Here is a 26,476-nt window from a genome sequence, read left to right as displayed (position 1 = left end):
TGCGCTCGGCTACCGAACGTCAGCGGTGCACGCATTGAAGACCGAGTTGTTCTTCGGGTTGAATGCGCCATCGACCGGGAACCACCACTCGACGCTGGTGTATGCCGGGCGCCCGTGCTTGGCGCAGCCGCCGAGTGCGAAGGCCTTGACCTTGGCGGTGGTGGGCTTGCAGTAGGCGATCGGTCCGTCGGCCGGCGGCCGGCACGCCGTGCCGGTCCCGGTGGCGACCTTGCCGCCCCATGACGTCCAGTGGACATTCTTGATGTAGCTGGTCGGATCGCCGCCGAAGTCAACGGTTTTCGGGCGGCTGCTGCCGAGACCGTGAGTGAAGCTGTGTGCCGATCCGAGCACCGGCGAGGTCGTTGCCAGGTGCGCGACGCCGGTCATGTCGTGTGTCGCTGCGAGGGCCGATGGCCCCACGGCGCCGATCGCGCCGAGCGCGCAGACAGTTGTCAGTGTGGTTGCGATGGCGTAGCCCCGAGTGTTCATGACTGGAAGACTCCCAGATTCCGACCGCGGTTGGCCGTCGGAAGGTAACGAATTCATATCGGAGCGTCCGAGCGAAATCGACCAGCTGTCAAGCAAACTCAGATCTCAACCGTCGTGTCGAACGCATGGGTCGACTCCGTGCTTCCCCCGCGGACGAGCACGTAGCGTCGCCGCAGCGTGGCGGCATACGCGACCAAGGGACCGGCCGGCTCGAGGTCCTCGGTGTCCAGTTCCTTGCCTGCGGGAAGGCGGGCATTCAGTGCGGCGAGCGCTCCGGGAACCTCGTCCTGCGGGAGCGCCGCGGCGGTCGCGTCGAAGTATGCCGCCTCGGCCGATCCGACCGCGACGGTCGAATCGAAGACAGTGATCGCGATGGCCGGATGTTCGGCGATGTTGCGCGAGTGCCGACTCTGCGGGGACGAAACCCAGCAGACGCGCTCGCGGTCGAGCAGGGCGAAGAAGACCGGGCTCGTCCATGGGTTGCCGTCCGCGTCGGCCGTCCCCAGAACCAGGTAGCGAATGCTCCCGAGGATTCCGTCGACCGAGAGCGCGCTCATGCCTCCACCTCTCGCTGTCGGGCGTATCAGTAACTGATGTGTGACAACGACCTTGCCACTCCGACAGACCCTGCCACTCCGAGAGGCGCCGGACCAGTGCTCGACGTGGAACCGGACATGGCCTGACCGGAAGTGCTTCTAGCGTCGGTGCGCTGCTCACGATCGTCGGGCGGATCCCCCAACGAAAGAGCGGGTGCATGACCAGAGAACAGCGAACCGCGCTGGCGACCGAATTGCGTGCCGCGACGCACGCTCCGGAGCGACCGTCGGTCGAGCAGTTGCGAGTGGGCTTCGCGGCGTTCATGGGGACTTTCGCCATACCGGCCGGAGTGCGGCAGACGGGGACCACTCTTGCGGGCCGCCGCGCAGTCCTCGTCGAACCGGCAGGTGACGCCGCGTCGGGGACGATCCTCTATTTCCACGGTGGGTCGTTCTCGCTGGGCTCGCCGGAGACCGCGATGACTCTCACCGCGAACCTGGTCAGGCGCGCCGGCATACGAGCGTTCTCGCTGGACTACCGACTCGCGCCGGAGCACCCGTTTCCGGCCGCGATCGAGGATTGTGTGGCTGCGTTCCGCAGCCTATTGGATCGTGGTGTGGATCCGGATTCCATTGTGTTCGCGGGTGATTCGGCCGGTGGTGGGCTCACTGTGACGACGTGCCTTGCGGCTCGCGATGCGGGTCTGCCGATGCCTGCTGCCATCGTGGCGTTCTCGCCGGGCCTCGATCACACGCGCACGGGTGCGTCCATGATCACCAAGGAAGGGGTCGACCCGTTCTTCACCAGAGAGGGGCTTGGCCACACTGCCCAGCTGTATGTCGGCGGCCAGGATCCGAACCAGCCGCTGCTCGCGCCGGCCGTCTTCGCCGACCTGACCGGGTTCCCGCCGATCCTGCTGCAGGTGGGCACGAACGAGCTGCTGCTCGACGACTCCGTGCGGCTGGCCGAGCGAGCACGTATGGCGGAGGTGGACGTCATCCTCGACATCACCGCGGGCGTTCCGCATGTGTTCCAGGCATGGTCCGAAAGTTTGGATGAGGCGGATCAGGCGCTCGAGCGCGCTGCGCTCTTCATCAGGCAGCAGGTCTAGCCGTTGCGCCCGCATTCACCGTTTTCACATATACCTACGAAACGGTAAGCACATGACTCCACTACCGCGCCTTGTCGCCGTACCTGCCCTGCTCAGCCTCGCCCTCGTGGCCGGCTGCAACAACGGCTCCTCCTCGACATCGTCGAATTCCGGCTCCGGAGCCTCCTCGAGCGCTGCCGCCATGAGCAATTCGGCCGCCCCATCGTCGGGCGCCGGCTCATCCGGAACCGCCACCAACGCCGCGGCCAAGTGCCCGACCTCCAACACCCGGTCCTTCGCCAAGACCAGGTTCGTCACGGATGTCGGCCTGACCGTCGGCACGTTCCACCACTGGATCTGGAAGCCCTACAAGGAAGGCAAGTTCCACAAGGGCGCACACGGCCGGATCAAGGCAATCATCAAGGGCGTCGCGGTCTCGGCGCTCGACCTGAAGCTGATGAACAACGCCAAGAAGAACGTCGAGGCGAACCCGACGCTCTGCAAGGTGCTGGCGGCGCCGATCGAGAACGCCGTGGGTGCACTCGGCGGGCTCAAGGGCAAGATCACCAGCGGCGACCTCAACTCGCTGACCAGCCTGGAAAGCACGCTGTCCGGGATCATGCACACCGGCAACAAGCACGGCCTGGGCATCACCGAGAGCACCGACCAGAGCAAGGCGTCGCAGGGCTGACACAGGCCGGCTACGCCGGGTCCGAACGCCGCATTCCTCGGTGCATGAAGCCGAGGGAGTCCGGGTAGGCATCCTCCGACCGACGTCAACGACCGCAGGGAGGTCCTCATGGGACTGTTTGACAAGGCAAAGAACAAGGCACAGCAAGCCACCGGCAAGGGCAAGGAAGCCGTCGGCGACGCCACGAATGACGACTCCACCAAGATGGAGGGTCAGGCCGACCAGGTGAAGGCGTCGGGCAAGGACAAGCTGGAGGACGTCAAGGACCAGTTCGACAACTGACCGGAACGATCTGCTTCAGGGGTCGCACCTACGGGTGTGACCCCTGAAGTGTGCGTGGTGGGCCCTGTGGGGCTCGAACCCACAACCTACGGATTAAAAGTCCGCAGCTCTACCAATTGAGCTAAAGGCCCTCGCGCGGACGCGCCAGGTAAGCGTAGTCAACGCGCGCTGTGTGCGTCACATCGCCTGTGCCCGAGTCTCTCGCGTATGCCGAACGTGCGCCCCACCGCACTCTCGGCATACCGGCGACGCACGCCTGGGACACTTACCGCACCATGAATCTCTACGAGCGCCTGCCCGACACCGACGACCCGGACGAGACGTATGCGCGATTCGTGGCCTGGGCGGGGGAGCGCGACCTCACGCTGTACCCGCACCAGGAGGAGGCGATCATCGAGCTCCTGGCCGGTGCCAATGTCATCCTGGCGACACCGACCGGATCCGGCAAGTCCCTGGTCGCGACGGCTGCGGAGTTCGCGGCACTCGCCGGCGACCGGGTCAGCTTCTACACGGCTCCGATCAAGGCGCTGGTGTCGGAGAAGTTCTTCGCACTGTGCGAGATGTTCGGCGCTGACAACGTCGGCATGCTGACCGGCGACGCCTCGGTGAACGCGGACGCCCCGATCATCTGCTGCACCGCGGAGGTGCTGGCCAACATCGCGCTGCGCGAGGGGCGCACGGCCGACGTCGGCATGGTGATCATGGACGAGTTCCACTTCTACTCCGAGCCGGAGCGCGGCTGGGCGTGGCAGGTGCCGTTGCTCGAGCTGCCACAGGCCCAATTCCTGCTGATGTCAGCGACATTGGGCGATGTGACGATCTTCGAGGAGGAGCTCACCAAACGCACCGGCCGGCCGACCGCCACCGTGGCGCAGGCCGAGCGGCCGGTGCCACTGAGCTTCCGCTGGGCGATGACACCACTGCACGAGACCATCGAGGAGCTGCTCTACGCCAAGGAAGCCCCGGCGTATGTCGTGCACTTCACCCAGGCCGCCGCGCTCGAGCAGGCCCAGGCCCTGATGAGTATCAACATGCTGAGCAAGGTCGACAAGGAACGCATCGCCGAGGTCATCGCCGGTTTCCGCTTCTCCGCCGGCTTCGGCAAGACCCTGAATCGCTTGGTACGCCACGGGATCGGCGTCCACCACGCGGGCATGTTGCCCAAATACCGGCGCCTCGTCGAGACCCTCGCCCAGGACGGGTTGCTCAAGGTCATCTGCGGCACCGACACCCTCGGCGTCGGCATCAACGTGCCGATCCGCACCGTCATCTTCACCGGGCTGACCAAGTTCGACGGCACCCGGCAGCGTCTCTTGAAGGCTCGTGAGTTCCACCAGATCGCCGGTCGCGCCGGCCGGGCCGGCTTCGACACGAGCGGCGCGGTCGTCGTACAAGCACCGGAGTACCAGATCGAGAACGCCCGGGCGCTGGCCAAGGCGGGCGACGACCCAAAGAAGCTGCGCAAGGTGCAGCGCAAGAAGCCGGCCGAAGGCTTCGTCAACTACACCGAGGACACCTTCGAGCGATTGGTGCAAGCCGACCCCGAGCCGCTGCAGTCACGCATGCGGATCACGCACTCGATGTTGCTCAATCTCATTGCCCGAGAAGGCGATCCGTATGCCGCGGTGCGCGACCTGGTCCGCGACAACCACGAGGACCCGCGACGTCGCCGGCGCCTGGCCCGTCGTGCGATCACGCTCACCCGCGAGCTGCTGACGGCAGGCGTCGTCGAACGCCTGCCGGAGCCGTTGCCCGACGGGCGCGGACTGCAGCTGATCACCGACCTGCAGGACGGCTTCGCGCTCAACCAGCCGTTGTCGCCCTTCGCGCTGGCCGCGCTGGATGTCCTGCCCGATGCGAACGACCCGGCCACCGACCAGCTGGCGCATGCGCTCGACGTGGTCTCGGTCATCGAGTCGATCCTGGAGGACCCGCGCCCCATCCTCATCGCCCAGCGGCGCAAGGCCCGCGGCGAGGCCGTCGCGCAGATGAAGGCCGACGGCATCGAGTATGACGAGCGCATGGAGCTGCTGGAGGACATCACCTGGCCGCAGCCGCTCGCCGAACTGCTCGATGCGGCCTTCGAGACCTACCGCAGCGCCCAGCCGTGGGTTGGGGAGCAGGCGCTCTCGCCGAAGTCCGTCGTCCGGGAGATGTACGAAAACGCCTGGAGTTTCGGCGATCTCGTGCGCTACTACGAGATCGCGCGGTCCGAGGGCATCGTGCTGCGCTACCTCACCGACGCCTACCGGACGCTGCGCCAGACGGTGCCGGACAGCGCGAAGACCGACGAGCTGTCCGACCTGATCGAGTGGCTCGGCGAAGTGATCCGGCAGACCGACTCCAGCCTGCTCGACGAGTGGGAGGAGCTGGTCAACCCGGCGCTGCACGAGGAGCGCGAAGCGGCACTGGTGCACCAGCCGCGTTCGATCACGACGGGCAAGGCGTTCCCCATCCAGATCCGCCGTGGGATGTTCCACCGGCTCGAGCTCGCCGCCCGTCGGGACATCGTGGCGCTGGCCGCGCTGGAACGTTCCGTCGCCGCGTCGACCGAGCCCGCCACCGAGATCGTGATGGACGAATCCGCTTGGCACGAGGACCTTTCCACCTATTTCGACGAGCACGACGAGATGTTGCTCGACGCCGACGCGCGCGGCCCGGCATACCTGCGCATCGAGCGGGGTAAGGAGAAGTGGGAGGTGCGCCAGGTGGTGCACGACCCGGCCGGTGACGGCGACTGGGGCATCGACGCCGAGGTCAACCTGGCAGCCAGCGATGAGGCGGGTCAGGCGGTCATCGTCGTCCTCGGCCTGAACCGCCTCGACTGAGCCATTTGCTCAGGCTCATTGGACTCTCGTGCGCTGTCACCCGGACAGCGTCGTCGCTTACCGTGGAGCCGATGACAAGCGACAAGGAACCGCGGCAACCGCGGCGACCCAAGATGTTCGGGCCCGGCGAGCTCGACGCGCAGGCATCCCGTGGGGTCGACCCCGCGGAGGTGTCGGAGATCGCGCATGAGACGGCCGCAGTGCTGGTGGGCACCGGCCGTGCGGCTGATGACCCGGAGCTCACCCGCCGCCTGGTGAGCCTGGTCGACGAACTCGGTATGGCGACCGTCGCGGAGCTGTGGGCCGGGCGTCCGGCGGTCAGCCTGCCGGGTGCGTTGTGGCGGCTCTACGCGATCCATGAATCCGTGCGGCGCGATGCCGCCGGTGCGGCCGCCGACTACGACACGGGACGGCTGCGCGCCGATGTGCAGCACGTGATCGCCGGAGTCGCCGAGCCGCCGTCACCGGAGGCGTTGCGTGGACTGGTGGACGCCATACTCACCGGCGTCTTCGAGGGAGATCTGGCCGTCGCGTTGGAGCGTGCCGCGGCGTTCTGCCGGATCATCTCCGTGGGCCGCGCCTATCGAGCGGACACCCACGACGGGTATGACGAGCCGAGCGCCGGCGCTGCCACCCGCAGCGCGGCCGCGTTGCTGGACACGGCACAGGACCTCGAGCGCGCTGCCGGCGCGTGGCGGGCCGGCAATCTGACCTGACATTGTCGGCCGGTGTCTGCCGGTGTTTTTGGGACGACGGTCGTTCGGAGGATGCGGCTTTGGCCGGGATGCCGGTGTTTTTGGGACGACGGTCGTTCGGAAGATGCGGCTTTGGCCGGGATACCGGTGTTTTTTGGGACGACGGTCGCGAGAAAAGTGCGCGGAGAGAGCTGCACAGTGAAGAAGTCGGTGCGCCGGACCGGGAGCGCCTCACGGCGCATGGCCGCTCGTAGCGGCTATTTTTGGGACCCGGGGCTGCCGCGGCCCGGCGCACCATGAAGCCTAACGGCGTCGGCGCCGAGGTTGTTCCCTGGTCCGCAGTGCGGATCTGTCCGGATTCGTCAACGGTGGTCGGTGGCGCCGAGCATGACCTTGCCCTTGCCGCCGCAGTCCGCACGGTGACCGCGGGCGTCCTCGCGGGCCTTGTCCCGCGACCGCCGGGCCCGGCCGGTCCAGTCACAGCTCTTGCAGTAACCGAACGCGAAACTGCCGTCCTCCTTGGTGAGCTCATCCTCGAGCGGGACCAGGGGAGTGGTGCTGCGATGGCCGTGGGAGTCGGCGATCTGGAGAGTGTTGCCCTTGCGCCCCCGGAACCGTGGGCGACGGCTCTCCTTGTTCTTCGCCACGGGTAAATGATGCAGGAACGCGAAGTGAACTGCACCCTGGATGCCGGTTAATGGGTGCGGATGTGGCGAGGCTCACGAAAATGGACGTGCGTTCAAATCAACGAGCGGTGGCGCCAAAAATGCCGAGTGACGGCTTCTTCGTCGAGTGGCGGCCGTATGGCGCCGTCACTCGGCGAAGAAGCCGTCACTCGGCAAGTGGGGTGCGCGTGAGGAGCCGAACCGAACAACTCACCCGAAGCGGCCGGAGATGTAGTCCTCGGTCGCCTTCTTGTTCGGGTTGTTGAAGATCTGCTGCGTGTCGTCCATCTCGATGAGGTTGCCCGGCTTGCCGGTGGCCTCGAGGTTGAAGAACGCCGTCCGGTCCGAGACGCGCGCGGCCTGCTGCATGTTGTGCGTGACGATCACGATGGTGAACTGCTCCTTGAGCTGCGTCACCAGGTCCTCGATCGCCAGCGTCGAGATCGGGTCGAGCGCCGAGCACGGCTCGTCCATGAGCAGCACCTGCGGCTCGACCGCGATGGCGCGTGCGATGCACAGCCGCTGTTGCTGGCCACCGGACAGGCCGGCGCCGGGCTTGTTCAGCCGGTCCTTGACCTCGTTCCAGAGGTTCGCGCCGACCAGCGACTCCTCGACCTTCTGGTCGAGCACCTTCTTGTTCTTGACGCCGTTGAGCCGCAGCCCGGCCACCACGTTGTCGCGGATCGACATGGTGGGGAACGGGTTCGGGCGCTGGAAGACCATGCCGACCGTGCGCCGCACCGCGACCGGGTCGACCGAGGCGGCATACAGGTCCTCGTCGTCGAGCATGACCTTGCCCTCGACGCGACCGCCCGGCGTGACTTCGTGCATCCGGTTGAGCGTGCGCAGGAACGTCGACTTGCCGCACCCGGACGGACCGATGAACGCGGTCACCGACCGCGGCTCGACGGTCATCGTGACGCCTTCGACCGCCTTGAAGTCGCCGTAGAAGACGCTCAGGTCCTTGACGTCGATTCGCTTACCCATGAAGTGTTTTCCTAGCTTCTTACGTGGTGGGGGGTCAGCTCTTGACCTTGGTGAAGTGGCCGATGACCCGGCCGATCACGTTGATCACGAGGACGAGCAGGATCAGGGTGCAGGCCGCACCCCAGACCCGGTCGGCGCTGACAGAGTCACCGGCCATGTTCGGCAGGTTGGTGTTGATCAGGGTCGGGAGCGCGGCGAGGTTGCCCGAGAAGAGATTCTGGTTCAGGAACTGTGAATACTGCGCCAGGATCAGCAGCGGCGCCGTCTCACCGGCAACGCGCGCGAAGCCGAGCAGCGAGCCGGTCACGATGCCCGAGAACGACGTCGGCAGCACGACGCTGACGATCGTCTTCCACTTCGGCACACCCAGTGCGTATGACGCCTCGCGCAACTCGTTCGGGACGAGTTTCAGCATCTCCTCGGTGGAGCGGCATACGACCGGCACCATCAGCAGCACGAGCGCCAGCGACGAGCAGAAACCGTTCAGCTGCCACCCGAAGAAGGTCACCCAGACGGCGTAGATGAACAGGCCGGCCACGATCGACGGCACACCCGAGAGGATGTCGACCATGAAGCTGATCGCCTTGGCGACCTTGCCCCGGCTGTACTCCACCAGGTAGATCGCGGTCATCACGGCGATCGGGATGGCGATCACCGAGGTGCCGAGCGCGATCAGCAGCGTGCCGATGATCGCGTGCCGCGCACCGCGCACGTTGTGGTCGAATCCCGGTGCGCCGACACCCGATTGGTCCTTCTGCCACCAGGTGGCGTCCAGCATCGTGCTCATGCCCTTGGACAGCACGGTCCACAGGATCCAGGCCAGCGGCAGCAGCGCGATGATGAACGCCGCCCAGATCACGACGGTCGCGATGCTGTTCTTCACCGCGCGCATGCCCGACTTGCCGTGGTTCAGTCCACCCAGATCGCCGGCATCCGCGGGCGCAATGTCTTTCACGTCGAATGTCATTCGGAGAACGCCCTCCTGCGCTCGATGACCACTCGGGCCAAGGCGTTCACGACGAAGGTCAGCACGAAGAGCACCAGGCCGGCCGCGATGTAGGCACCCGTGCCGACACCGGGAGTGAACTCGGCGGCACTGTTGGCGATCTTCGACGCGAACGTGTCACCGCCGTTGAAGAGCGACCAGGTCCACTTCGTGCCGCCCGGCAGCGAGGACAGGATGTAGAGGACCGCGACGGTCTCGCCGAGTGCACGACCCAGGCCGAGCATGGTCGCGCTGATGATGCCGGGCTTGCCGAACGGCAGCACCGCGGTGCGGATCATCTCCCACTTGGTCGCGCCGAGCGCCAGAGCAGCCTCGCGGTGCGCGGCCGGCGCCTGCGAGAAGACCTCGCGGGTCAGCGCGGTGACGATCGGCAGCACCATGATCGCCAGCACCACACCGACCAGGAAGATCGTCGTGCCGCCGCCGACGCCGCCGACCTTGTCGAAGAGCGGGAACCAGCCGAGGTGGTCGGTGACCCAGTTCTGCAGCGGTTCGTACTTCGGCGCCACGATGAAGTAGCCCCACAGGCCGTAGACGATCGACGGCACAGCAGCGAGCAGATCGATCAGTGCGGCGGCCGGACCGGCCAGCCACTTGGGCGCGTAGTGCGTCAGGAAGAGCGCGATCGCGATGGAGAACGGGACGGCGATCGCCAGCGCGACGACCGAGGTCGCGACGGTCGTCCACAACATCTGCAGGATGCCGAACTTCTTCTCCGAGACCTGCCACTCGCGGCTGGTGAGGAAGTTGACCTTGTCCTGGCCGATCGCCGGAATCGCTTGGAAGAGCAGGAAGATCGCGATCAGCACCACGATGGCGATGATCAGCAGACCGCTACCGGTGGCGGCGCCACCGAAGAGGCGGTCGCCGAGGCGGCCGGTGTTCGCGTTGTCGCTGTGCAGCGGTGGCCGCCCCTCGGGGTCGGGCAACTCGTCGGCGAGCGACGCGCCGGTCGATGAACTCATTCGGTCTCCGTGAACTGCGCGGCGTGGAGCTGGGTGCCGGGCTGATGGTGCGGTATGGCGGAAGGTGCTGACGCACGCCTGCGGGGGCGTCGCTGATCACGACACCCCCGCAAGCTTGTCACTACTGACGTCAGCTGATCGAGTTGATGGACTCGACAACCTTGGTCTGGATCGGTGCCGGCAACGGTGCGGCACCGACGCCGGTGAGCTGCTTCTGGAAGTCGGGCGAGGCCATGTAGGACAGGAACGACTTGACGTTCTTGGCCTTGGTGGCGTCGGCGTACTTCGAGCAGACGACCTCGTAGGTGACCAGGACGATCGGGTAGGCGCCCTTGGCCTTGGTCTTGTAGTCCAGCTTCAGCGACAGGTCCTTGCCCTTGCCGATGACCTTGGCGGCCTCGACGGCCTTACCGGCCGAGTCGGCGGTCAGCGGCACACCGTCGACCGTGGCCATGTTCAGCTTGTTCTGGATGGAGTAGCCCCACTCGACATACCCGATGCCACCGTCGGTCGCCTTGATGGCGCTCGCGACACCGGCGGTCTTGGCCTTGCCCTGCCCGACCGAACCCTTCCAGGTCTTGTCGTGCTTGTGCGGCCAGTCCTTCGGGTCGACGGTGTTCATGTAGTTGGTGAAGTTGTCGGTGGTGCCCGAGGAGTCGGAGCGGAAGAACACCGAGATCTTCGTGCCGGGCAGGTTGACGCCCTTGTTCGCGGCCTTGATGGCCGGGTCGTTCCAGGTCTTGATCTTGCCGGAGAAGATCTGCGCGATCAGCTGCGGTGTGAGGTTCAGCTTGCCGACACCCTTGATGTTGTAGGAGACCGCGATCGGGCCGGTCACCATCGGGATGTCGAGCGCGTCGGACTTGCACGCAGCCTTGGCCTTGGCCGGCTCGCCCTTGTCGGGGTTGAGCGCCGAGTCGGAGCCGGCGAAGTCGGTCTGCTTGGCGATGAACTTGGTGATGCCCGCACCCGAACCGGTGCCGTTGTAGGTCACCTTCGCGCCGTTGCACTTGGTCTGGTAGCTGGAGATCGCCTGGGTGATCGCGTTCTGCTGGGCAGTGGACCCCTCGGCCGAGAGGCTGCCGGAGAAGCAGTCGCTGGCGGCGGCGTTGCTGCCGGTCGCTCCGGCGGAGGAGCCGGCCGCGGCGTTGCCGCCGGCCGAGCTGCTGGAGTCGGAGTTGGAGGCGCTTCCGCAGGCCGTGAGCGCGAGCGCTGCAGCGACGGCCAGACCGGACGCACGACCAATACGCGTGATCTTCAAGAGAACTGCCTTCCCACAATGAAGCTTTCGGGCCGGCCATGTCGGCCGGTCACCGCAGAACGTAGGGAAGCCGGGTGACGGGCTACCACCCCGCTGGTGAACGACGGGTGAACGCGTCACGTCACCTTGATGAGAGTCCGGCGGGCTTTCGGCCAGCAAACGGTCAGGAAGGGGTATGGCGCTCGACGCTCATCACGGTCCTGGCCTACCGATTGCGCGGTGCGTGTTTCCCCTTCGCTTCGGTGGCACGGGGATGACCCATCGCCGCGAGCGTGAACCAGACGACGTGTTGGTCGGTGTCGATGCAGTACCAGAGGCGGGCGCCCGATGAGATGTCGAGCTGCCACTGATCCATCTCGACACCTTTGATGCGCCGCTTCCCGAGTGAGCCGCGCAACTGTTTCTGCACATCGGATCGCGAAGTGGGCGCGACCTTCAACCGTGCCTTCGCCTCGGCGCAGTTGCCGGGGAACTGCTTTTCCATCTCCGCGAATGCCAGCGACTCTTTCGTCGCGTAGCGAAGATCCCACTCGTTCGCAGTGGATGGCGGTGGGACTTGGTCACCGCGCTTGGGACGCGCCATCAGACAGGCTGGTTCAGCGGCTCGCTGACGTCGCCTGCGAGTGACTCAGCGAGTTCGGCGTCCGACCACACCTCGGCGGTGTTGCGCCAGTCATGGACCAGGTCTGCGAACGCCGTGTACTTCCCGATGGAAGCGCACGCCCGGAGCGTGTCGGCGGCTTCGGTGGCAAAGGTCTCCCGATCCCGTTCGGGTAGGAATGCGACCCATGGCTGCGCCTGCACGAGCGCGGCGGCGAACCGTGCAATCAGGGTCTCGTCGTGCGCGATGGTGGCAAGGACGGTCGCTACGTATTCGGTCGCTTCGGCGGTCGTCCGAGCCCGGTCCTCGGTTTCGAGCACCCACGCAGGCCGGCCAGCACGCTGCTGGAGCACGAGCACATCATCAGTGCGCTCGGCCTCGGTCAGGTGCTGGTTGTAGTTCTGGATGAACCGACTCATCGGCAGCGTCTTCGCCATATCTCAATTATACGCAACTACTTGCGTATGGCTAGTTCAAGAACGAGATGGCCCGGCCCGCTGTCGCGGAGGCTGCCGGTTCCGGTCAGGAAGGGGTATGGCGCTCGACGCTCATCACTCGCGCGGTGCTGCCACTGCCGCTGATCTGACAGACCAGCGCCTCGCCCTTGGCCATGCCGTCCTCGGCGGCGACGGCCAGGATCTCGTGGACCTCGCTGTCCGGCTCGGTCGTCCTGCGCAGCCGGTCCAGGACGGTCGGCAGCACCGGCCGGTGAGTGCACAGCGCGACCGGTTCGGCGCGCTTCAGCAGGCGCTTCACATTGTGTATGGCGCGCTTGGGGTCCTGCTCGAAGGTCTCCTCGGACAGGCCGGCCTTGGTGTGCACGGGGATGCCGACGTCTGCGGCATACGGCATGACGGTGGTGAGGCAGCGTGTCGAGGGTGAGGTGACCACGCGCTCGATGCCGTATGCCGCGAGCAGCGGCACCAGGGCGGCCGCCTGCTTGCGGCCGTCGCCGTCCAGCGGCCGCAGCGCGTCCGGCTCGTCCCAGTGCTTGCGGGACACGGAGTCGCCGTGCCGGACGACCACCAGCGGCCAGGTCTGCAGCGTGCCGGCGCGGTCGGCGTCGACGAGGGTCTGCAGTTGCAGAGCGTCCCGCACATACGTCAGCCGGCGTTGCGCCTGCGGGGGAGTGAGCCAGGCGACCTCGTCGATCTCGTTCTCCAGCTCGCCGCTGCCGCCGATCACCTCGGCGGCCCAGTAGCGGATCTCCTTGAGCGTGCCGCGCTGCATCGCGTAGACGGACCGAGGCAGCGGTATGCCGAGCCGTGGCCGAAAGCCGGTCTCCTCCAACACTTCTCGCGCTGCCGCTTGGGCCCAGGTTTCGCCGGGATCGAGCTTGCCCTTGGCCCACGACCAGTCGTCATACTTCGGCCGGTGCACCAGGGCGACCTGCAGCTTGTCACCCTTGCGACGCCACAACAGGGCACCCGCGGCGGCGACGGTGCCGGTGCGCAGAGTGGTCGTGCGTGCCGTCACCGGCGGCGAGCCTTGCGCTTGCGCTTGGCGTAGGTGGCGACCAGGTCCGACTGCAGGTCGCGCAACGGGTTGCCCTCGGCGTCCAGGTGATGTCGCTCCCACCGGGCATCGCCGTGCAGGTGCCAGGAGGAGGTGTCGTTCGACATACCCTCGTCCAGCAGTGCGCCGAGGGTCTGGATGTGCTTGGGGTCGGTGATGCGGACCAGCGCCTCGACCCGGCGGTCGAGGTTGCGGTGCATCATGTCGGCGCTGCCGATGTAGACGATGTCCTCGGCCGGGCCGCCGTGCTCCTCGGAGCTCTCGATCACGAAGCGGAAGACCCGCGAGTGCTCCAGGAAGCGCCCCAGGATGGAGCGGACCCGGATGTTCTCCGACAGTCCCTCGACGCCCGGGCGCAGCGAGCAGATGCCGCGGACCCAGATGTCGACATCGGCGCCGGCCATCGACGCGCGGTAGCAGGCGTCGATGATCTCCTCGTCGACCAGCGAGTTGACCTTGATCTGCAGCCGGGCCCGCTTGCCGTCGCGGGCGGCCTCGGTCACCCGCTGGATCTTCTCCAGCAACCCGGTGCGCACCGAACGCGGAGCGACCAGCAGCCGCTTGAACTTGCTGCGCGGCGCCATACCCGAGAGTTGGTTGAAGAGGCGGGACAGGTCCTCGCCGACCTCGCGGTCGCAGGTGAGCAAGCCCAGATCCTCATAGAGGCGAGCGGTTTTCGGGTTGTAGTTGCCGGTGCCGACATGCGCGTAGCGCTGCATCTCGCCGTTCTCCTCGCGCACCACCAGGCACAGCTTGGCGTGCGTCTTGAGGCCGACCATGCCGTAGACGACGTGCACCCCGGCGCGCTCGAGCTTGCGCGCCCAGGTGATGTTGTTCTCCTCGTCGAAGCGGGCCTTGATCTCCACGACCGCCAGCACCTGCTTGCCGGCCTCGGCCGCGTCGATCAGGGAGTCGATGATCGGCGAGTCACCGCTGGTGCGGTAGAGCGTCTGCTTGATCGCCAGCACGTGCGGGTCGTTGGCGGCCTGCTCGATGAACGCCACCACCGACGTGGAGAACGAGTCGTAGGGGTGGTGCAGGAGTATGTCGCCCGAGCGCATCGCCGCCATCACGTCGGACTGCGCGGACCGCTCGACCGGCGCCAGGTCGGGGTGCGGCTTGGCGAGGAACGGCGGCCAGCGCAGCTCTGAACGGTCAAGATCGGCAAGGGTATTGAGCCCGCGCAGGTCCAGCGGCTCGGGCAGCCGGTAGACCTCGTCGTCGCGGACGCCCAGCTCGCGGACCAGCAGGTCCATGACGTGGTCGTCCATCTCGTCGGCGACCTCGAGCCGCACCGGCGGCCCGAAGCGGCGCCGGGTGAGCTCCTTCTCCAGGGCGGTCAGCAGGTTCTCGGCGTCGTCCTCCTCGACCTCGAGGTCCTCGTTGCGGGTGACGCGGAAGGTGAAGTGCTCGCGCACCTCCATGCCGGGGAAGAGGTATTGCAGGTGCTCGGCCATGACGTCCTCGATGGCGACGAACCGTGCGTCATACAGCTTGTCCTCGTCCTCGCCGGGCGGCAGCGCCATCAGCCGCGGCAGCAGCGGCGGCACCTTGACGCGCGCGAAGTGCTCGCGGTCGGTCTTGGGGTTGATCAGCACGACGGCGAGGTTGAGCGACAGCCCGGAGATGTAGGGGAACGGGTGCGCGGGGTCGACCGCCAGCGGGGTCAGCACCGGGTAGACCTGGTTGCGGAAGAGTTTGTTGAGGTAGGCGCGGTCGGCGTCGGTCCAGTCGCCCGGGCGCACGATGCGGATGCCGACGTCGGCCAGGGCCGGGCGGATGTGCCGCTGGAACATCTTGGCGTGCACCGCCATCAGCTCGTGCGCGGCGTTGCTGATCTCGTCGAGCACCTCGCGCGGCTCCAGCCCGGAGGCCGAGCGCACGGCGAGCCCGGTGGCGATGCGGCGCTTCAGGCCGGCGACGCGCACCATGAAGAATTCGTCGAGGTTGCTGGCGAAGATCGCCAGGAAGCGAGCCCGCTCCAGCAGCGGCACCAGCGGGTCGCCGGCCAGCTGCAGCACCCGCTCGTTGAACTGCAGCCAGGAGATCTCGCGATCCAGGAACCGGTCGTCCGGCAGCTCCTCGTGCACGGTCGTGTCCAGCTCCGGCGCGACCCGGATGAAACGCCCGTTGTCGCCGCGTGACCGCTGCGCAGCGCGGCTCTGCAGGCGCACCAACGACGCATCGCTGGCAGTGGTCTGCGTCGCCGGGTCCTCGGCAGCATCAATCGTCGGCTCAGAATCCATAGCGACATAATCCCAAAACGGAGCCGCCACCGCAGCTTTGCGCCCCGAGGGGGCCGACCCGAGGTGGCCGAGGAGCCGGAGGAGCGAAGCGGGGGAGGCGTCTCGAGGTCCCCCCGCTCGCGGGTCGAGTGCCGGAGGAGCGAAGCGGGGGAGGTGTATCGAGACCAAGAGCGCGCTGGCCGAGGAGCGGTGATCTGCGCCCTGAGGAATCCGTGAGGACGAGCGGATGTCTCGAAGGGGAACGAGCCGCGTCTCGAGGCCCCTCGCGTCAGGTCACGGCATACATGACATCAACGCCCGTGCGCTCAAACCCCAGCCGCCGGTATGTCGCAACGGCCGCGTCGTTGTCACCCTCGACATACAGCTCGATGCGCCGAACGCCACGCGACCGCAGGTGATCGAGCCCGAGCGCGGTGACCAGCTTGCCGAGCCCGCGCCCCTGGTGCCCGGGGTCGACGGCGACGACGTAGACCTCGCCGGTCGCCGGCTCGGCCGGCTCCACCTTGGTCCAGTGCGATGCCGCGAGTTCCCCACTGGCGTCATCGAATACGAGGATCAGGCCGGCCGGGCTCCACCACGGCTCGGCCATCCGCTCGTCGAGATCCTGCCGCGTCATCTTGCCCTGCTCGGGGTGGTAATCGAACGCGCGCCGATTGAGATCCAGCCAGGCCTCCTCATCGCCCTCCTCGAACGACCGAACGCTGAATCCCGCTGGCACATCGGGGATTACGATCACTGGCGACGCGTTGACCTCCCGGCCCATCTGCCAGAGATTCCGCACGATCGTCATTCCCTTCGACGCGGCCAGCGCCTGTGCCCCCGGCAGATCCCCGTGCGCCCAGAAGCGCGCGTCGGGCCGCTTCCCGAGAACGTCCTGCACGAGGCGCGACCCGAGTCCGTCCCGTCGGCGCTCCGGGTCGACGACGAGTTCGACGGCACCGTCGTCGGCGACATACGCACCCGCCGTCACCCCACCGTCAGCGGAGAGGACGTGCTGCGGTTCGGTATGCCGCAGCGCCAGCCGGGTCTGCTCCGAGAAAGGATCAACCCCGTCGTATGACGCGGCGCGGTCGGCTATGGCCAGGAGTTCCTTTGCAGCAGTCACTCCGACATCGTGCCTCAACGGAGGCGCGGCAGTTGAGTACGGTGCTTAAGGGGGCACTCGTCGAAGCGGAGTTGACGGTCCGTCACAGAGGTCCGCCGCTGGAGAACATCTCAAAGATTCGGATGCCACCGGGACCGAGGATCACGATCATGAGCGCTGGGAAAATGCACAGGACCAGCGGGAAGAGAATCTTGACGGTGACCTTCTGTGCCTGAGCCTCGGCCCTCTGCTTTCTGGCCAGCCGCATGGCTACGGTTTGCTCACGGAGCACCGACGCGATGGGGATGCCCAGTCTGTCCGCCTGAGAGATCGCGCTGACAAAACCTTTCACCTCGGGCAGGTTCACCCGCTCGCCCATTCCTTGGAACGCCTCGCTGCGCGAGGTACCGATCTGGATCTCAGCAGTCATCCGTGCGAGTTCTCCGGCGATCGGACCGTTTAGGTTGCGCGCGACCTCCTGCAGCGCCGCGTCGAAGCCCTGTCCGGCCTCGACACAGATAGTGAGCATGTCGAGGGCCTCGGCGAAACCGCGGGCGACGTGCTCTTGCCGATGCGTGGCCGCGTTATAGATCAAGACGTCCGGCAGGAAGAAGAGCAATACACCCAGCAGGACCGCGAGGAACACACCGGAGATGGTGAGGCCGTGGCCGAGCATGAGCCCGAGGAACGCGCCGATGATCGCGCAGACGCCCTTGGCACCCAGCAGGCGTTCGACCGTCCAAGGTGCCGGGTGGCCGGCGCGGTCCAAACCGCGCGTCAAACGCTCGCTGACGGAGGATGGCGTGAGTCGACGAGTGGCGCGGGCGGTCACCTCGAAGAGGCGATCGACCAGGCCGTCGGCTGTTGGTTCGGTGATCCTGCGACCGCCGACAGCTGTTCCGTTGATGAGTGCCAGTGATTTTCCGACGGTCTGTGAGTCGTCGGAGGAACGGACGAGCAGCATCACGGTGAGCAGTATTGCGCCCGCGATCAGTGCGGCTCCTGCATAGACAACAGTCATCTCACACCTCGATCTCGACGACTTTGCGCATCCAGATGGTGCCGATAACCATCATCACGCAGGTGCCGATCATCATGACCAGGCCAGCGACGCTGGTCCAGAGCAACTGGATGTAGTCGTAATTGACAACCATCATGTAGAAGAAGAGACCGATCGGCAGGGCGATCAGGATCGCAGCGGACAAGCGTCCTTCAGCCGACAGCGCGGCGACCTGGCCGCGCAGCGCTTCGCGCTCACGAAGCGTCTTTGCTGTGGTGTCGAGCGTCTCAGCGAGGCTGCCGCCGACCTGGCGTTGGACCCGGATCGCCATCACAGCCATGTGCAGGCTCTCCGTCGCCATCCGGGTCGCGAGGTCATCGAGGGCATCGGCAAGGTCAGCGCCGATGCGCACTTGGGCAAGGGCCCGGGAAAGCTCCTTCGCGGCCGGCTCCGCCGAGTCGCGCGCCACCGACTCCAAAGCCTGTGGAAGACCAAAGCCGCTACGCAGACTGGTCGCAACCAAAGTCACCACTTGCGGCAGCTGCGCCTCGAAGGCTCGTGTGCGTCGTGACGCCTTGAAGCGAAGGAAGACCGCCGGTCCGACGAAGCCGACCGTCGCGCCGATGATCGCGCCGAACCAGGCAGCGTCTCTCAGCAACAACGCACCGACGGCAGTGCCGACCAGCACCGCGGCCACGCGCAGAACCAACCATTCACCGGCCCGCAGCGGCAGGTCGGCCCGCTGGATCAACAGCATGGTGCGCGCGGTTCCTTCGCGCTTGCTCATAAGGCGATCGCCGAGGCGGACGATCGCGTCGCCAGCGGCGGATGGACCGCGTTGTTGCGCAGTTTTCGTCTGGTGCGCAGCGGCGTCAAGGTAAGACTGCACGCTGGAGATGCGGCGCTCGCGACGCGTGCGGATCGACGGGGCCAGCAGCACGTAGGTCAGCACGAAAATTGCGAGCGCGAGCAGCGCTCCGCCGGTCCACACGACCCAAGGCGGGGAACCGACGCTCGGTGTCGGAGTCGCCGCTGCGGGCGCCGGAGCCGAAGCCGACGAAGGACCGGGGGGAGTGATCGCACCGAAGCTGACCTTCTGGGTCACGGTGAACGGCTTGCCGGAGGCCTCGCCGGCGAGAGTCAGCGCGTGGTCGCCGCTCAATGACTTGTCCGGGGACAAGGTGAACTGCGACTGTGAGTTGAGTGCCTGCGCTGAAGACCGGAATGCCGTTGCGACACCGGCGCTGTTGGTGGCGAGCACGTTCGAGCCGCCGCCGACCGCAGCGAATTGAGCGAGCGCTTTCCCTGCACCTGGGTCAGTGTTGTTGAACCGCACGACATCGACCCGGATGCCTTGTGCCTTGAGCGCCGCGGTGTCGGCAGCGAGATCTTTACCGGGATTCTTACTCTGAGTGTCCGCGCCGTCGCTCAGCAACACGATGCCGCGATCGCCAGTTGTGCCAAGTGTTTTCGTCGCCTGCTTCACCGCGGCGTAGAGCGCGGTGTTCCCATCGGCCCGTAGTCCGTCGACCGCGCGCTGCACGGCTGCGCGGTTGGTTGTCGGCTTGAGCACCAACTTCGAGGTCGAGGAAAAACGCAGCACACCGACCTTCACATCGGACGGCACTTCGTTGAGGTAGACGGCAGTGGCTTGGCGCATCGTCTGCATGCCCTTGTCGCCCATTGAGCCGCTGGTGTCGATGAGCAGCAACGCAGTGCGTTCGAGGTGGCTGGTGCCGCGCACGGAGATGGGCACGGGCGTCCCGTCGACCGTCGCAGTAACCGACTTCGGGTCGACCTGCACGACCTGCTTGTCCCGAAACGTCAAGACCCCTTGGTAGGTGCCGCCGCTCGCTTTGACGTCTCCGATGGTGCCCTTCGGCGCACTGTCGGCGCCCGACGGCGCCGCCCACGTGAGAGTAGCCGCGGCACTGAGCACCGAGGCGAGCAATAAGCGACGGGTGTTCGTCATAGCCCGGCCTGCCCGAAGAAATGGATCGGCACCTCGATGCCGTGGTCGGAGAGCTCTTGGACGAGCTTCGGGCGTATGCCGGTGGGAACGAGTCGGCCGAGGAAGTTCCCTTGGGCATCGCGGCCGGCTGAGTAGTCGAAGGTGAAGAGGTCTTGCAGAGTGACGATCCCTGACTCCATGCCGACGACCTCGGTGATGGCGACGATCCGGCGGGTGCCGTCCTTGAGCCGGGTTTGCTGCACGATGAGGTCGACCGCGCTGGAGACCTGTTCTCGGATCGCACGAACGGGCAGGTCGACACCGGCCATCAGCACCATCGTCTCCAATCGGGAGAGTGAGTCGCGAGGGCTGTTGGCGTGCACTGTGGTCAGCGATCCGTCGTGGCCGGTGTTCATCGCCTGCAGCATGTCCAGTGCAGCTCCGTCGCGGACCTCACCGACGATGATTCGGTCGGGTCGCATACGCAACGAGTTGCGGACCAGGTCGCGGATCTCGATCGCGCCACGGCCCTCGATATTGGGCGGGCGAGCCTCCATCCGGAGCACATGCTCCTGGTGCAGTTGGAGCTCTGCTGCGTCCTCGATGGTGACGATCCGCTCCTCCTCGGGGAGGAATCCGCTCAACACATTGAGGGTCGTGGTCTTGCCGGAGCCTGTGCCGCCCGAGATGAGGATGTTGCGCCGGCCGAGCACACACATCCGCAGGAAGTCCCGGACCGTCGGGGTCATGGTGCCGAAGGCAATCAGGTCGTTGTCGGTGAACGGGTCGGCCGCAAACTTGCGGATGGTCAGCAGCGCGCCATCCAATGCGACCGGTGCGACCACCGCGTTCACCCGCGAGCCGTCGGGAAGCCGGGCGTCGACCATCGGGCTGGACTCGTCGACTCGTCGACCGATGCGAGCGACGATCTTGTCAATGGTGCGGCGCAGATGCGCGTCGTCGCTGAACGACGCATCGGTGGGGTAGAGCCGCCCGCCACGCTCCACGAAGATGTCCGACGGGCCGTTGACCATGATCTCGGTGATGTCCGCGTCTCGCAGGTAGGGCTCCAACGGTCCGTGCCCGAGGATGTCGTCGGAGATCTCCTGGGCGATCCGGGTCCGGTCTGCGTGGGACATCGGTGTCTGCTCGGCCTCGATGACGCTTTGCAGGGTGGTCCGCACCTTCGTCGCAAGCTCGGTCTCCGGCAGGTTCGGGTCGTAGAGGCGTGGGCCGAGCGACTCGACCAGTGCCTGGTGGACCCGATCCTTGACCGGTGCGAACGGGTCAAGCGTGCGAGAGTGCCGGCCGTGTCCGGCGATGGTCGTCGGCCGGACGTCGGCCGAGACAGTGGTCTGGGCCTGACGGGCCAAGTCGATGCGGTCTGCCAGGTTCGTCACTTCGCAGCCTTCCTTCGATGGATGCGTCGGCCGCCGCTGCGCGTCGGCTCCTCGCCGAAGTGCGGGCGCACCTTGTGGTCGGCGAATTCGCGAAGAGCAACGGCGAAGTTGTCCTTCGGGTTGTCGACGGCGAGCACCATCCCGCGGTTGGATGCTGCCGGCACACTCAGTGCGTTCGGCAACTTAGCGCTGACCGGATAGCAGAGTGCTGCCTCGACGTCCTTGCTGGACAAGCCGACCTTCAGGTCGGAGCGGTTCAGGACCAGCAACCTGTTCTGCTGGGACGCGCCGAGGGCATCGAGCGTGTTGATCGCCAGGCGCAGGTTCTTCACCGCGGGGATGTCGAGCGTGGACACCAGCACCAGCAAGTCGCTGAGATCGAACGCACCCAGCACGTGCTCCGGCATTGACGGCGGCATGTCCAGCACCACGTAGTCATAATTGGTGCGCGCCAGTCTGATCAGCTCGCTCACCAGGTCGGCCGGCACACGGTCCGCATCGGCCGGATCGTGAGGTGCCACAAGCACATCCAGCCCGCTTGCCTCGTGGCGCTGAACGACCGATGCCATGCCCTGCGCATCGAGGTGACCGGTCATCGAGACGAGGTCCATGATCGACGTCGTCGGTGGCAGTTGCAGGCAGATCCCGACATCCCCGAACATGAGATCCAGGTCGATCAGCAGCGTTCGCGCACCATTGCTGGCGAGGTAAGCCGCAAGGTTGACTGAGACCGTCGTCTTGCCGACGCCGCCCTTGGCGGAGAAGACCGTGACGACGTGTCCTGTCGTGTCGGATCCACCCGAGGTCGCGCCCATCTGTGCGCTCAAGGCCTCACTGCGGCGCGCCGCGTCGACGAGCGCGGCATGGTCATCGGCCTGGACGACCTCCCGCACACCACTGCGCAAGGCCTGCGTCAGCACAGCCACCTCGAGCCGGTGCCGGAGCAGCAGGACACCGACGGCGGGGCGGTCGATGCGAAGCTGCTCGGCCAACTGGTAGGCGCTCTCGGCAGGCACGTCCGGTCCGATCACCACCAGATGGTGCCCGCCGTTGTCCACCTCCCGGGTGACGGCGGCACCGTGCGCGACGAGGTCGAGGTCATCGCCCAGGGCGATCCGGAAGGTGTCGAGGGCGCTCTGCGCGGGATCCCAGAGGACGGTCATTTCGCACCTGCCAGCGTGCCGTTGCCGAGGACAGAGTTTCCACCGAACACGTTCCCGTCGTCGATCTCACCCTGGGGATCAACCTTGGTGCCCGAACCGAGCAGTCCGGCGTACAGCGTGTACTGATTCACGGAGTGCACCAGTTTGACGGACTCGTTGGGGGTGACTGAAACGGTCACCAAGTAGGCCGAGTCATTTTGGCTGGAGCCATCATTTGAGCTCTTCTTGTCGGCGTTGTCCGATGAGTTGTCGGCACTCGGGTTCTGCAGGGGAGTGCTGCCGAACGCGATCACCTCGACGTCGGCGAGCAGCACATTGGTGCCCTTCACGTCGAGTTGGTTGAACGCTTTCGCCTTCTCGTCGGTGCCGGCGGATTTGATGCCGGCAGTCGCGTAGACCACGATGTGCGATCCGGGCGTGATGAAGTTGGCCACACGCTCAGGTGCCGTGAGTTGGACCGAGATGGCGACCTTGCCGTCGGGCACGGCGATTGCCTTCTCACCGGCCTGTTTCGCACCGAAGCGTGCGGACATCACAAACTCGCCCGGCTGAATGTCCGTTGTCGCCACCAGCGTTCTGTTGCTCGCATCGACCACGCTCAGCACGCCCGCGGGCCGACCGGTCTGCGCCACTTTGGTCGCTTTGATCAGCCCTTGGCTCTGCGCATCGGCGAGGGTGGTCCCTGCTGGAACGACCTTCTTGACGACGTAGGCCGTCACCGGGTTCTGTGCGTCAACGGCTCGGGCGTCCGCGCCATTGACATAGCTGACCACCAGCAGCGCACCCACCAGAGCGAGCACCAGTGCCGCGGCGATAGCGACGATTCTTCGTTTCATGAGTCAGTGCTTTCTGTGGTCAGCCGGCGGGGGCGATGACTTCGGCACCGAAGTCGTCGCCACCTGGGTTGATGGTCGAGTCGATGGGGAGTAGTCCCGTCGTGAACCAGCCCCACACGTACTCGGTGCTACTGGTGCATTTGCCGGTACAAACGCCGCTGGGCTCGTGATAGACGGCGGTGGTCTTGTCAGGCTGGATCGATGGAATGTTGTCCCACCCAGCAAGGTAGAAGTACGCGATTCCCGCGATGTGGTATTCAGCGCCGTCGCCCGTGCCTCGTTCGTCATCGAAGATCGGAACGGCAACCTGCTTGCCGAGGTATTTCTGCAAGATATCCTTGCACCCGGTCGGCACGGACGCCCCCGGGTCGCTGCCGACCCAATTCTCGGCATCGACATTGATGATGCAATTCGCACTTGGATCGAGCCAATCGAACCCGCCGTTGGGTGTACTGGAACATCTGTTATCAGCGTCGGAGTGGGAGAAAATCCCGCTGACGTATGGTGCGACAGCGCTCGGCACAATGGGCAACGAGTCTTTTGGCCCTGATTTGGTTGGGGCTGAGGGTCCCGGGGTGTAGGGCGGCACCGGGGCGTAGTTGCCGCCGGAGGCAGAGTCCTTCTTCCAATCGCATTCGCCGATGGTTAGCGGGAAAGTGAGACCGGTGCTTCCCGCTGGTCCCCATGCGGCACGCGAACAGGTTTCGGAGGTCGATCCCACGTACTTGCCATTGGTGAGAATCTGTGTAAAGTGGAAGGGCAGGATGCTCGTGCCGTTCTGCATCTTGGTCTGCGTGGTGACTTCGACGTACGAGACGCTGTTGGGGGCGTTGCTCATCGGCCATGGTTGGCACGCGCTCAGATCCGAGATGTTCGCCGCAGTCGGGTCGCCGCACGCCGGCAACGTCGTGGTGCCGCCATGGGCGGTTACGTACTGTTTGCCCTTGTCGTTGATGCAGGTCTTCGTGCTGGCTGGCGGCGCGAGCACTGTCATGGACTGATCGGTGACGTTCGCGTTCTTGACCGCCAAGTCCGTCAGATCTGAGTTCACACCGCACGGCGTTGAGCTCGTTGCAGTGGCGTTGGCGCAAGCAGTGGCCAGCGCGAGCGAGCTGGCGTCGGCGCCGTTCTGCAGTTGCGCGCGGTTGTATGTGACGTTGCCGAGGTCGACAGTGAGCGCCAGCATGCCGATCGCAACGAACATCACGAGGAATGCGGTGAGTACGAGGACGGCACCGCGTTCACCATTGGCTCGCCGGCCGGCGAGCAGTCGAGTCAGCCGCCGCATTGCATTGTCGCTTTCCCCGTGAGTGTCGTCGGTAGGGCGTTACCGCTGCCGAACGTCACGATGTTCATTGCCGGGCCGAGCAGGATCCACTCGAAGTCGTTCTTGGTTACGGTCACGGTGACGCGCGCGCTTGGAAGCGAGTTGCTCGCGCACGGGTTCGTGACGTTAACGACGTAGGAGTTGTTGCCGGCAGCGGCCCACGCACGACTGTCGATGGCGGCCGTATCCGAGGTTGAGTACATCGCGCTGCGTGCCCCCTCGCGTGCGCCATTGGTGAGCATCACCTCGGTGTAGAAGGCGCGCCCGAAGTCGACCATTCCGCCGATGAGCAGCAGGAAGAGTGGCAGAACGATCGCGAACTCAACGAGCGAGGCGCCGCGCTCCCCTTTGTGCAAGTTTCTGATTGCACGCATTCTGCCTCCCCTGGGTTGATACGGATGGTTCGCGGGTTCGCATTGATGCAGAACAGCGACTGTCGCAAAGTCCATGAATGCGGTTTAGAAGGATGTAGGGAATCCAGCAAACAGTGAATTGGTTGCTATTCCCAGCGCCTTTACAGCGGCAAATGCAACGAGAGCGATGAGGCCGACCATCAATGCGTACTCCGCGATGGTCGCGCCAGCCTCTCGTCGCGTGGCGACAGAAGATGCATGCCGCACGCACGCTTTGAGAAGCGCTTGGACCATTACCACTCCTGTGGCTGTTGAGGGACTAGCCTTCCGGGCCGGGGGAAGTGCCGCCACGGCCCGGAAGGGGAGTCATCGAGAAGCGATCAGGCAGCCAGGCCCTTGATCTTCCCGCCGATGTCTGTGAATACCGTGTTCAGGTTGGTGCCGATGATGCCGACGGCCACAATGCAGACGATGGCGATGAGCGCGAGCATCAGGCCGTACTCCACCATCGTGGCACCGCGGTCCTTCTTGCCCTGGACGGCGTTGACGACGTGGATCTGGGCGCGGGTAAGTGCTTTGGACATGACGAACTCCTTCCGGACGGCATGACGATGCCCCCCGTGACGGGTGTGATTAGAAATTTCAGACAGCGGACCCATAGGCGGGCCCGGAAGATCGATCCGGTTGCGTGTAAGTAACGACTCAGCAAGTTGCGTATCAAGAACCAGCGTGCGTGTTCGGTGGATCGAAGTGATTTGAAGGTAGTCCCGACGTAAAGTCGCGTCTAGCGTTTTCCAAAAGTTTCTTCAAGGTTTGGTAAAGAGGGGTGTTGCTGCAAAATGCTTGCGTGGTTGGTCTCGCTGGCGGTATATGCGGCCGGCTGCGTCGTCGGACTGCTGTTGCGGACCAGGTTGAGGGGGCTGGGCTACCGGCTGCCGGAGGAGCGCGTGCTCCCGGCTCGGCATACCTGGTGGATCGTCCCCGCCACCGCGTTCCTGGGCCTGCTGCTCTGGGTGACTGTCCGGCATACCGAGCCCGTCGTGATTGCTGCGGTGTTCGTGGTCGCCGGCTGGGCCATGGTCGCGTTGGCGTTCATCGACCTCGATGTGCATCGGTTGCCCGACGCGATCCAGCTGCCCGGGTATCCAATCCTGTTGCTACTGCTGGTGATTGGTGCGACTGCGAGCGGTGACTGGTCGGCACTCGTGCGTGCGGTCATCGCGGGCGTCGTGCTCTTCGCCTTCTACTTCCTGCTGCTGTTGTTGCCGTCCGGGTTCGGCTTCGGTGACGTCAAGCTCGCCGGCCTGCTCGGAATGCTGCTGGGCTGGTTGGGCTGGACCGAGGTGGTGCGCGCGACGTTTGCGACGTTCCTCATCGGCGGGCTTGTCGCAGCTGCGCTGATGGTCAGTCGACGCACGGACCGGAGGGGCGAATTCGCTTACGGGCCAAGCATGTTGGCCGGTGCGGTCGTCGCGATTGCGTTGTCTGCGGTGTCGGGCTGAGT

At 65.7% G+C, this 26,476-nt stretch carries 26 protein-coding genes and 1 tRNA gene; 6 read left to right on the top strand and 21 right to left on the bottom strand.

Annotation, left to right across the window (positions count from 1 at the left end):
• Nucleotides 1-9 precede the first annotated feature (9 nt).
• Nucleotides 10-489 (bottom strand): hypothetical protein, encoded by a 480-nt coding sequence (locus VG502_RS08220; protein ID WP_325549548.1) that lies wholly within the window; start codon nucleotides 487-489, stop codon nucleotides 10-12.
• A gap of 98 nt (nucleotides 490-587) precedes the next feature.
• Nucleotides 588-1,046, bottom strand: a complete 459-nt coding sequence (locus VG502_RS08215; protein ID WP_325549547.1) for a pyridoxamine 5'-phosphate oxidase family protein — start codon at nucleotides 1,044-1,046, stop codon at nucleotides 588-590.
• A gap of 197 nt (nucleotides 1,047-1,243) precedes the next feature.
• On the opposite strand from VG502_RS08215, the gene VG502_RS08210 reads away from it, so the two are divergent.
• The 3 genes from VG502_RS08210 (at nucleotide 1,244) to VG502_RS08200 (ending at nucleotide 3,089) form a co-directional block, all read left to right on the top strand.
• Nucleotides 1,244-2,137: an alpha/beta hydrolase gene (locus VG502_RS08210; RefSeq protein ID WP_325549546.1), complete on the top strand. Its 894-nt coding sequence runs from the start codon at nucleotides 1,244-1,246 to the stop codon at nucleotides 2,135-2,137.
• 52 nt (nucleotides 2,138-2,189) lie between these two features.
• Entirely contained in the window at nucleotides 2,190-2,807 is a 618-nt protein-coding gene (locus VG502_RS08205) for a hypothetical protein (RefSeq protein ID WP_325549545.1), read from the top strand.
• Between the two features lie 108 nt (nucleotides 2,808-2,915).
• Entirely contained in the window at nucleotides 2,916-3,089 is a 174-nt protein-coding gene (locus VG502_RS08200) for a CsbD family protein (RefSeq protein ID WP_325549544.1), read from the top strand.
• A gap of 55 nt (nucleotides 3,090-3,144) precedes the next feature.
• Here the strand turns inward: VG502_RS08200 and VG502_RS08195 are convergent.
• A tRNA-Lys gene (locus VG502_RS08195) sits at nucleotides 3,145-3,220 on the bottom strand.
• 144 nt (nucleotides 3,221-3,364) lie between these two features.
• Between VG502_RS08195 and VG502_RS08190 the strand changes: the two genes are divergently transcribed.
• On the top strand, nucleotides 3,365-5,917 hold the full coding sequence (locus tag VG502_RS08190) for a DEAD/DEAH box helicase (protein WP_325549647.1): 2,553 nt from the start codon (nucleotides 3,365-3,367) through the stop codon (nucleotides 5,915-5,917).
• Between the two features lie 71 nt (nucleotides 5,918-5,988).
• Nucleotides 5,989-6,633 (top strand): hypothetical protein, encoded by a 645-nt coding sequence (locus VG502_RS08185; RefSeq protein WP_325549543.1) that lies wholly within the window; start codon nucleotides 5,989-5,991, stop codon nucleotides 6,631-6,633.
• A 341-nt stretch (nucleotides 6,634-6,974) separates the two neighbouring features.
• On the opposite strand, the gene VG502_RS08180 is transcribed toward VG502_RS08185, so the two are convergent.
• The 18 genes from VG502_RS08180 to VG502_RS08095 all read right to left on the bottom strand — a co-directional run bounded on the left by VG502_RS08180 (nucleotide 6,975) and on the right by VG502_RS08095 (nucleotide 25,556).
• On the bottom strand, nucleotides 6,975-7,259 hold the full coding sequence (locus VG502_RS08180; RefSeq protein ID WP_325549542.1) for a hypothetical protein: 285 nt from the start codon (nucleotides 7,257-7,259) through the stop codon (nucleotides 6,975-6,977).
• A 228-nt stretch (nucleotides 7,260-7,487) separates the two neighbouring features.
• Complete coding sequence (gene pstB / locus VG502_RS08175) at nucleotides 7,488-8,264, bottom strand: phosphate ABC transporter ATP-binding protein PstB (RefSeq protein ID WP_325549541.1); 777 nt, start codon at nucleotides 8,262-8,264, stop codon at nucleotides 7,488-7,490.
• A 34-nt stretch (nucleotides 8,265-8,298) separates the two neighbouring features.
• The gene (pstA, locus tag VG502_RS08170; protein ID WP_325549540.1) at nucleotides 8,299-9,219 is read right to left on the bottom strand and encodes a phosphate ABC transporter permease PstA; all 921 of its coding nucleotides are present in this window, start codon (nucleotides 9,217-9,219) and stop codon (nucleotides 8,299-8,301) included.
• Nucleotides 9,220-9,227: 8 nt separating this feature from the next.
• Nucleotides 9,228-10,235: a phosphate ABC transporter permease subunit PstC gene (gene pstC, locus VG502_RS08165; RefSeq protein ID WP_325549539.1), complete on the bottom strand. Its 1,008-nt coding sequence runs from the start codon at nucleotides 10,233-10,235 to the stop codon at nucleotides 9,228-9,230.
• Between the two features lie 130 nt (nucleotides 10,236-10,365).
• Nucleotides 10,366-11,496 (bottom strand): phosphate ABC transporter substrate-binding protein PstS, encoded by a 1,131-nt coding sequence (pstS, locus tag VG502_RS08160; protein ID WP_325549538.1) that lies wholly within the window; start codon nucleotides 11,494-11,496, stop codon nucleotides 10,366-10,368.
• A 205-nt stretch (nucleotides 11,497-11,701) separates the two neighbouring features.
• On the bottom strand, nucleotides 11,702-11,980 hold the full coding sequence (locus VG502_RS08155; protein WP_325549537.1) for a hypothetical protein: 279 nt from the start codon (nucleotides 11,978-11,980) through the stop codon (nucleotides 11,702-11,704).
• Nucleotides 11,981-12,078: 98 nt separating this feature from the next.
• Complete coding sequence (locus VG502_RS08150) at nucleotides 12,079-12,534, bottom strand: hypothetical protein (RefSeq protein WP_325549536.1); 456 nt, start codon at nucleotides 12,532-12,534, stop codon at nucleotides 12,079-12,081.
• Between the two features lie 85 nt (nucleotides 12,535-12,619).
• The gene (locus tag VG502_RS08145) at nucleotides 12,620-13,573 is read right to left on the bottom strand and encodes an NUDIX hydrolase (RefSeq protein ID WP_325549535.1); all 954 of its coding nucleotides are present in this window, start codon (nucleotides 13,571-13,573) and stop codon (nucleotides 12,620-12,622) included.
• A complete protein-coding gene (locus tag VG502_RS08140) occupies nucleotides 13,570-15,858 on the bottom strand; it encodes an RNA degradosome polyphosphate kinase (RefSeq protein ID WP_325549534.1) in 2,289 nt (762 codons plus the stop codon). The genes VG502_RS08145 and VG502_RS08140 overlap by 4 nt, the downstream gene beginning before the upstream one ends.
• Before the next feature lie 268 nt (nucleotides 15,859-16,126).
• Nucleotides 16,127-16,963 carry a mycothiol synthase gene (gene mshD / locus VG502_RS08135; protein ID WP_325549533.1) on the bottom strand — a complete coding sequence of 279 codons (837 nt, stop codon included), beginning with the start codon at nucleotides 16,961-16,963 and terminating at the stop codon, nucleotides 16,127-16,129.
• A gap of 82 nt (nucleotides 16,964-17,045) precedes the next feature.
• Nucleotides 17,046-17,963, bottom strand: a complete 918-nt coding sequence (locus tag VG502_RS08130; protein WP_325549532.1) for a type II secretion system F family protein — start codon at nucleotides 17,961-17,963, stop codon at nucleotides 17,046-17,048.
• Between the two features lies 1 nt (nucleotide 17,964).
• The gene (locus tag VG502_RS08125) at nucleotides 17,965-19,914 is read right to left on the bottom strand and encodes a type II secretion system F family protein (protein ID WP_325549531.1); all 1,950 of its coding nucleotides are present in this window, start codon (nucleotides 19,912-19,914) and stop codon (nucleotides 17,965-17,967) included.
• Complete coding sequence (locus VG502_RS08120; protein WP_325549530.1) at nucleotides 19,911-21,293, bottom strand: TadA family conjugal transfer-associated ATPase; 1,383 nt, start codon at nucleotides 21,291-21,293, stop codon at nucleotides 19,911-19,913. Before VG502_RS08120 ends, VG502_RS08125 begins: the two co-directional genes overlap by 4 nt.
• A complete protein-coding gene (locus tag VG502_RS08115) occupies nucleotides 21,290-22,456 on the bottom strand; it encodes a CpaE/TadZ family protein (RefSeq protein ID WP_325549529.1) in 1,167 nt (388 codons plus the stop codon). Before VG502_RS08115 ends, VG502_RS08120 begins: the two co-directional genes overlap by 4 nt.
• A complete protein-coding gene (gene cpaB / locus VG502_RS08110) occupies nucleotides 22,453-23,244 on the bottom strand; it encodes a Flp pilus assembly protein CpaB (protein WP_325549528.1) in 792 nt (263 codons plus the stop codon). Before cpaB ends, VG502_RS08115 begins: the two co-directional genes overlap by 4 nt.
• Nucleotides 23,245-23,311: 67 nt before the next feature.
• On the bottom strand, nucleotides 23,312-24,580 hold the full coding sequence (locus VG502_RS08105) for a Tad domain-containing protein (protein WP_325549527.1): 1,269 nt from the start codon (nucleotides 24,578-24,580) through the stop codon (nucleotides 23,312-23,314).
• Nucleotides 24,568-24,993: a TadE/TadG family type IV pilus assembly protein gene (locus tag VG502_RS08100; protein WP_325549526.1), complete on the bottom strand. Its 426-nt coding sequence runs from the start codon at nucleotides 24,991-24,993 to the stop codon at nucleotides 24,568-24,570. Before VG502_RS08100 ends, VG502_RS08105 begins: the two co-directional genes overlap by 13 nt.
• Nucleotides 24,994-25,352: 359 nt before the next feature.
• A complete protein-coding gene (locus tag VG502_RS08095; protein WP_325549525.1) occupies nucleotides 25,353-25,556 on the bottom strand; it encodes a Flp family type IVb pilin in 204 nt (67 codons plus the stop codon).
• A 255-nt stretch (nucleotides 25,557-25,811) separates the two neighbouring features.
• On the opposite strand from VG502_RS08095, the gene VG502_RS08090 reads away from it, so the two are divergent.
• On the top strand, nucleotides 25,812-26,474 hold the full coding sequence (locus VG502_RS08090; protein WP_325549524.1) for an A24 family peptidase: 663 nt from the start codon (nucleotides 25,812-25,814) through the stop codon (nucleotides 26,472-26,474).
• The last annotated feature ends 2 nt before the right edge of the window (nucleotides 26,475-26,476 follow it).

Origin of the sequence: Flexivirga sp. (genome assembly GCF_035551235.1) — a bacterium.
Classification (GTDB): Bacteria; Actinomycetota; Actinomycetes; order Actinomycetales; family Dermatophilaceae; genus Flexivirga.
This window is presented reverse-complemented; position numbering and strand designations above follow the sequence as displayed.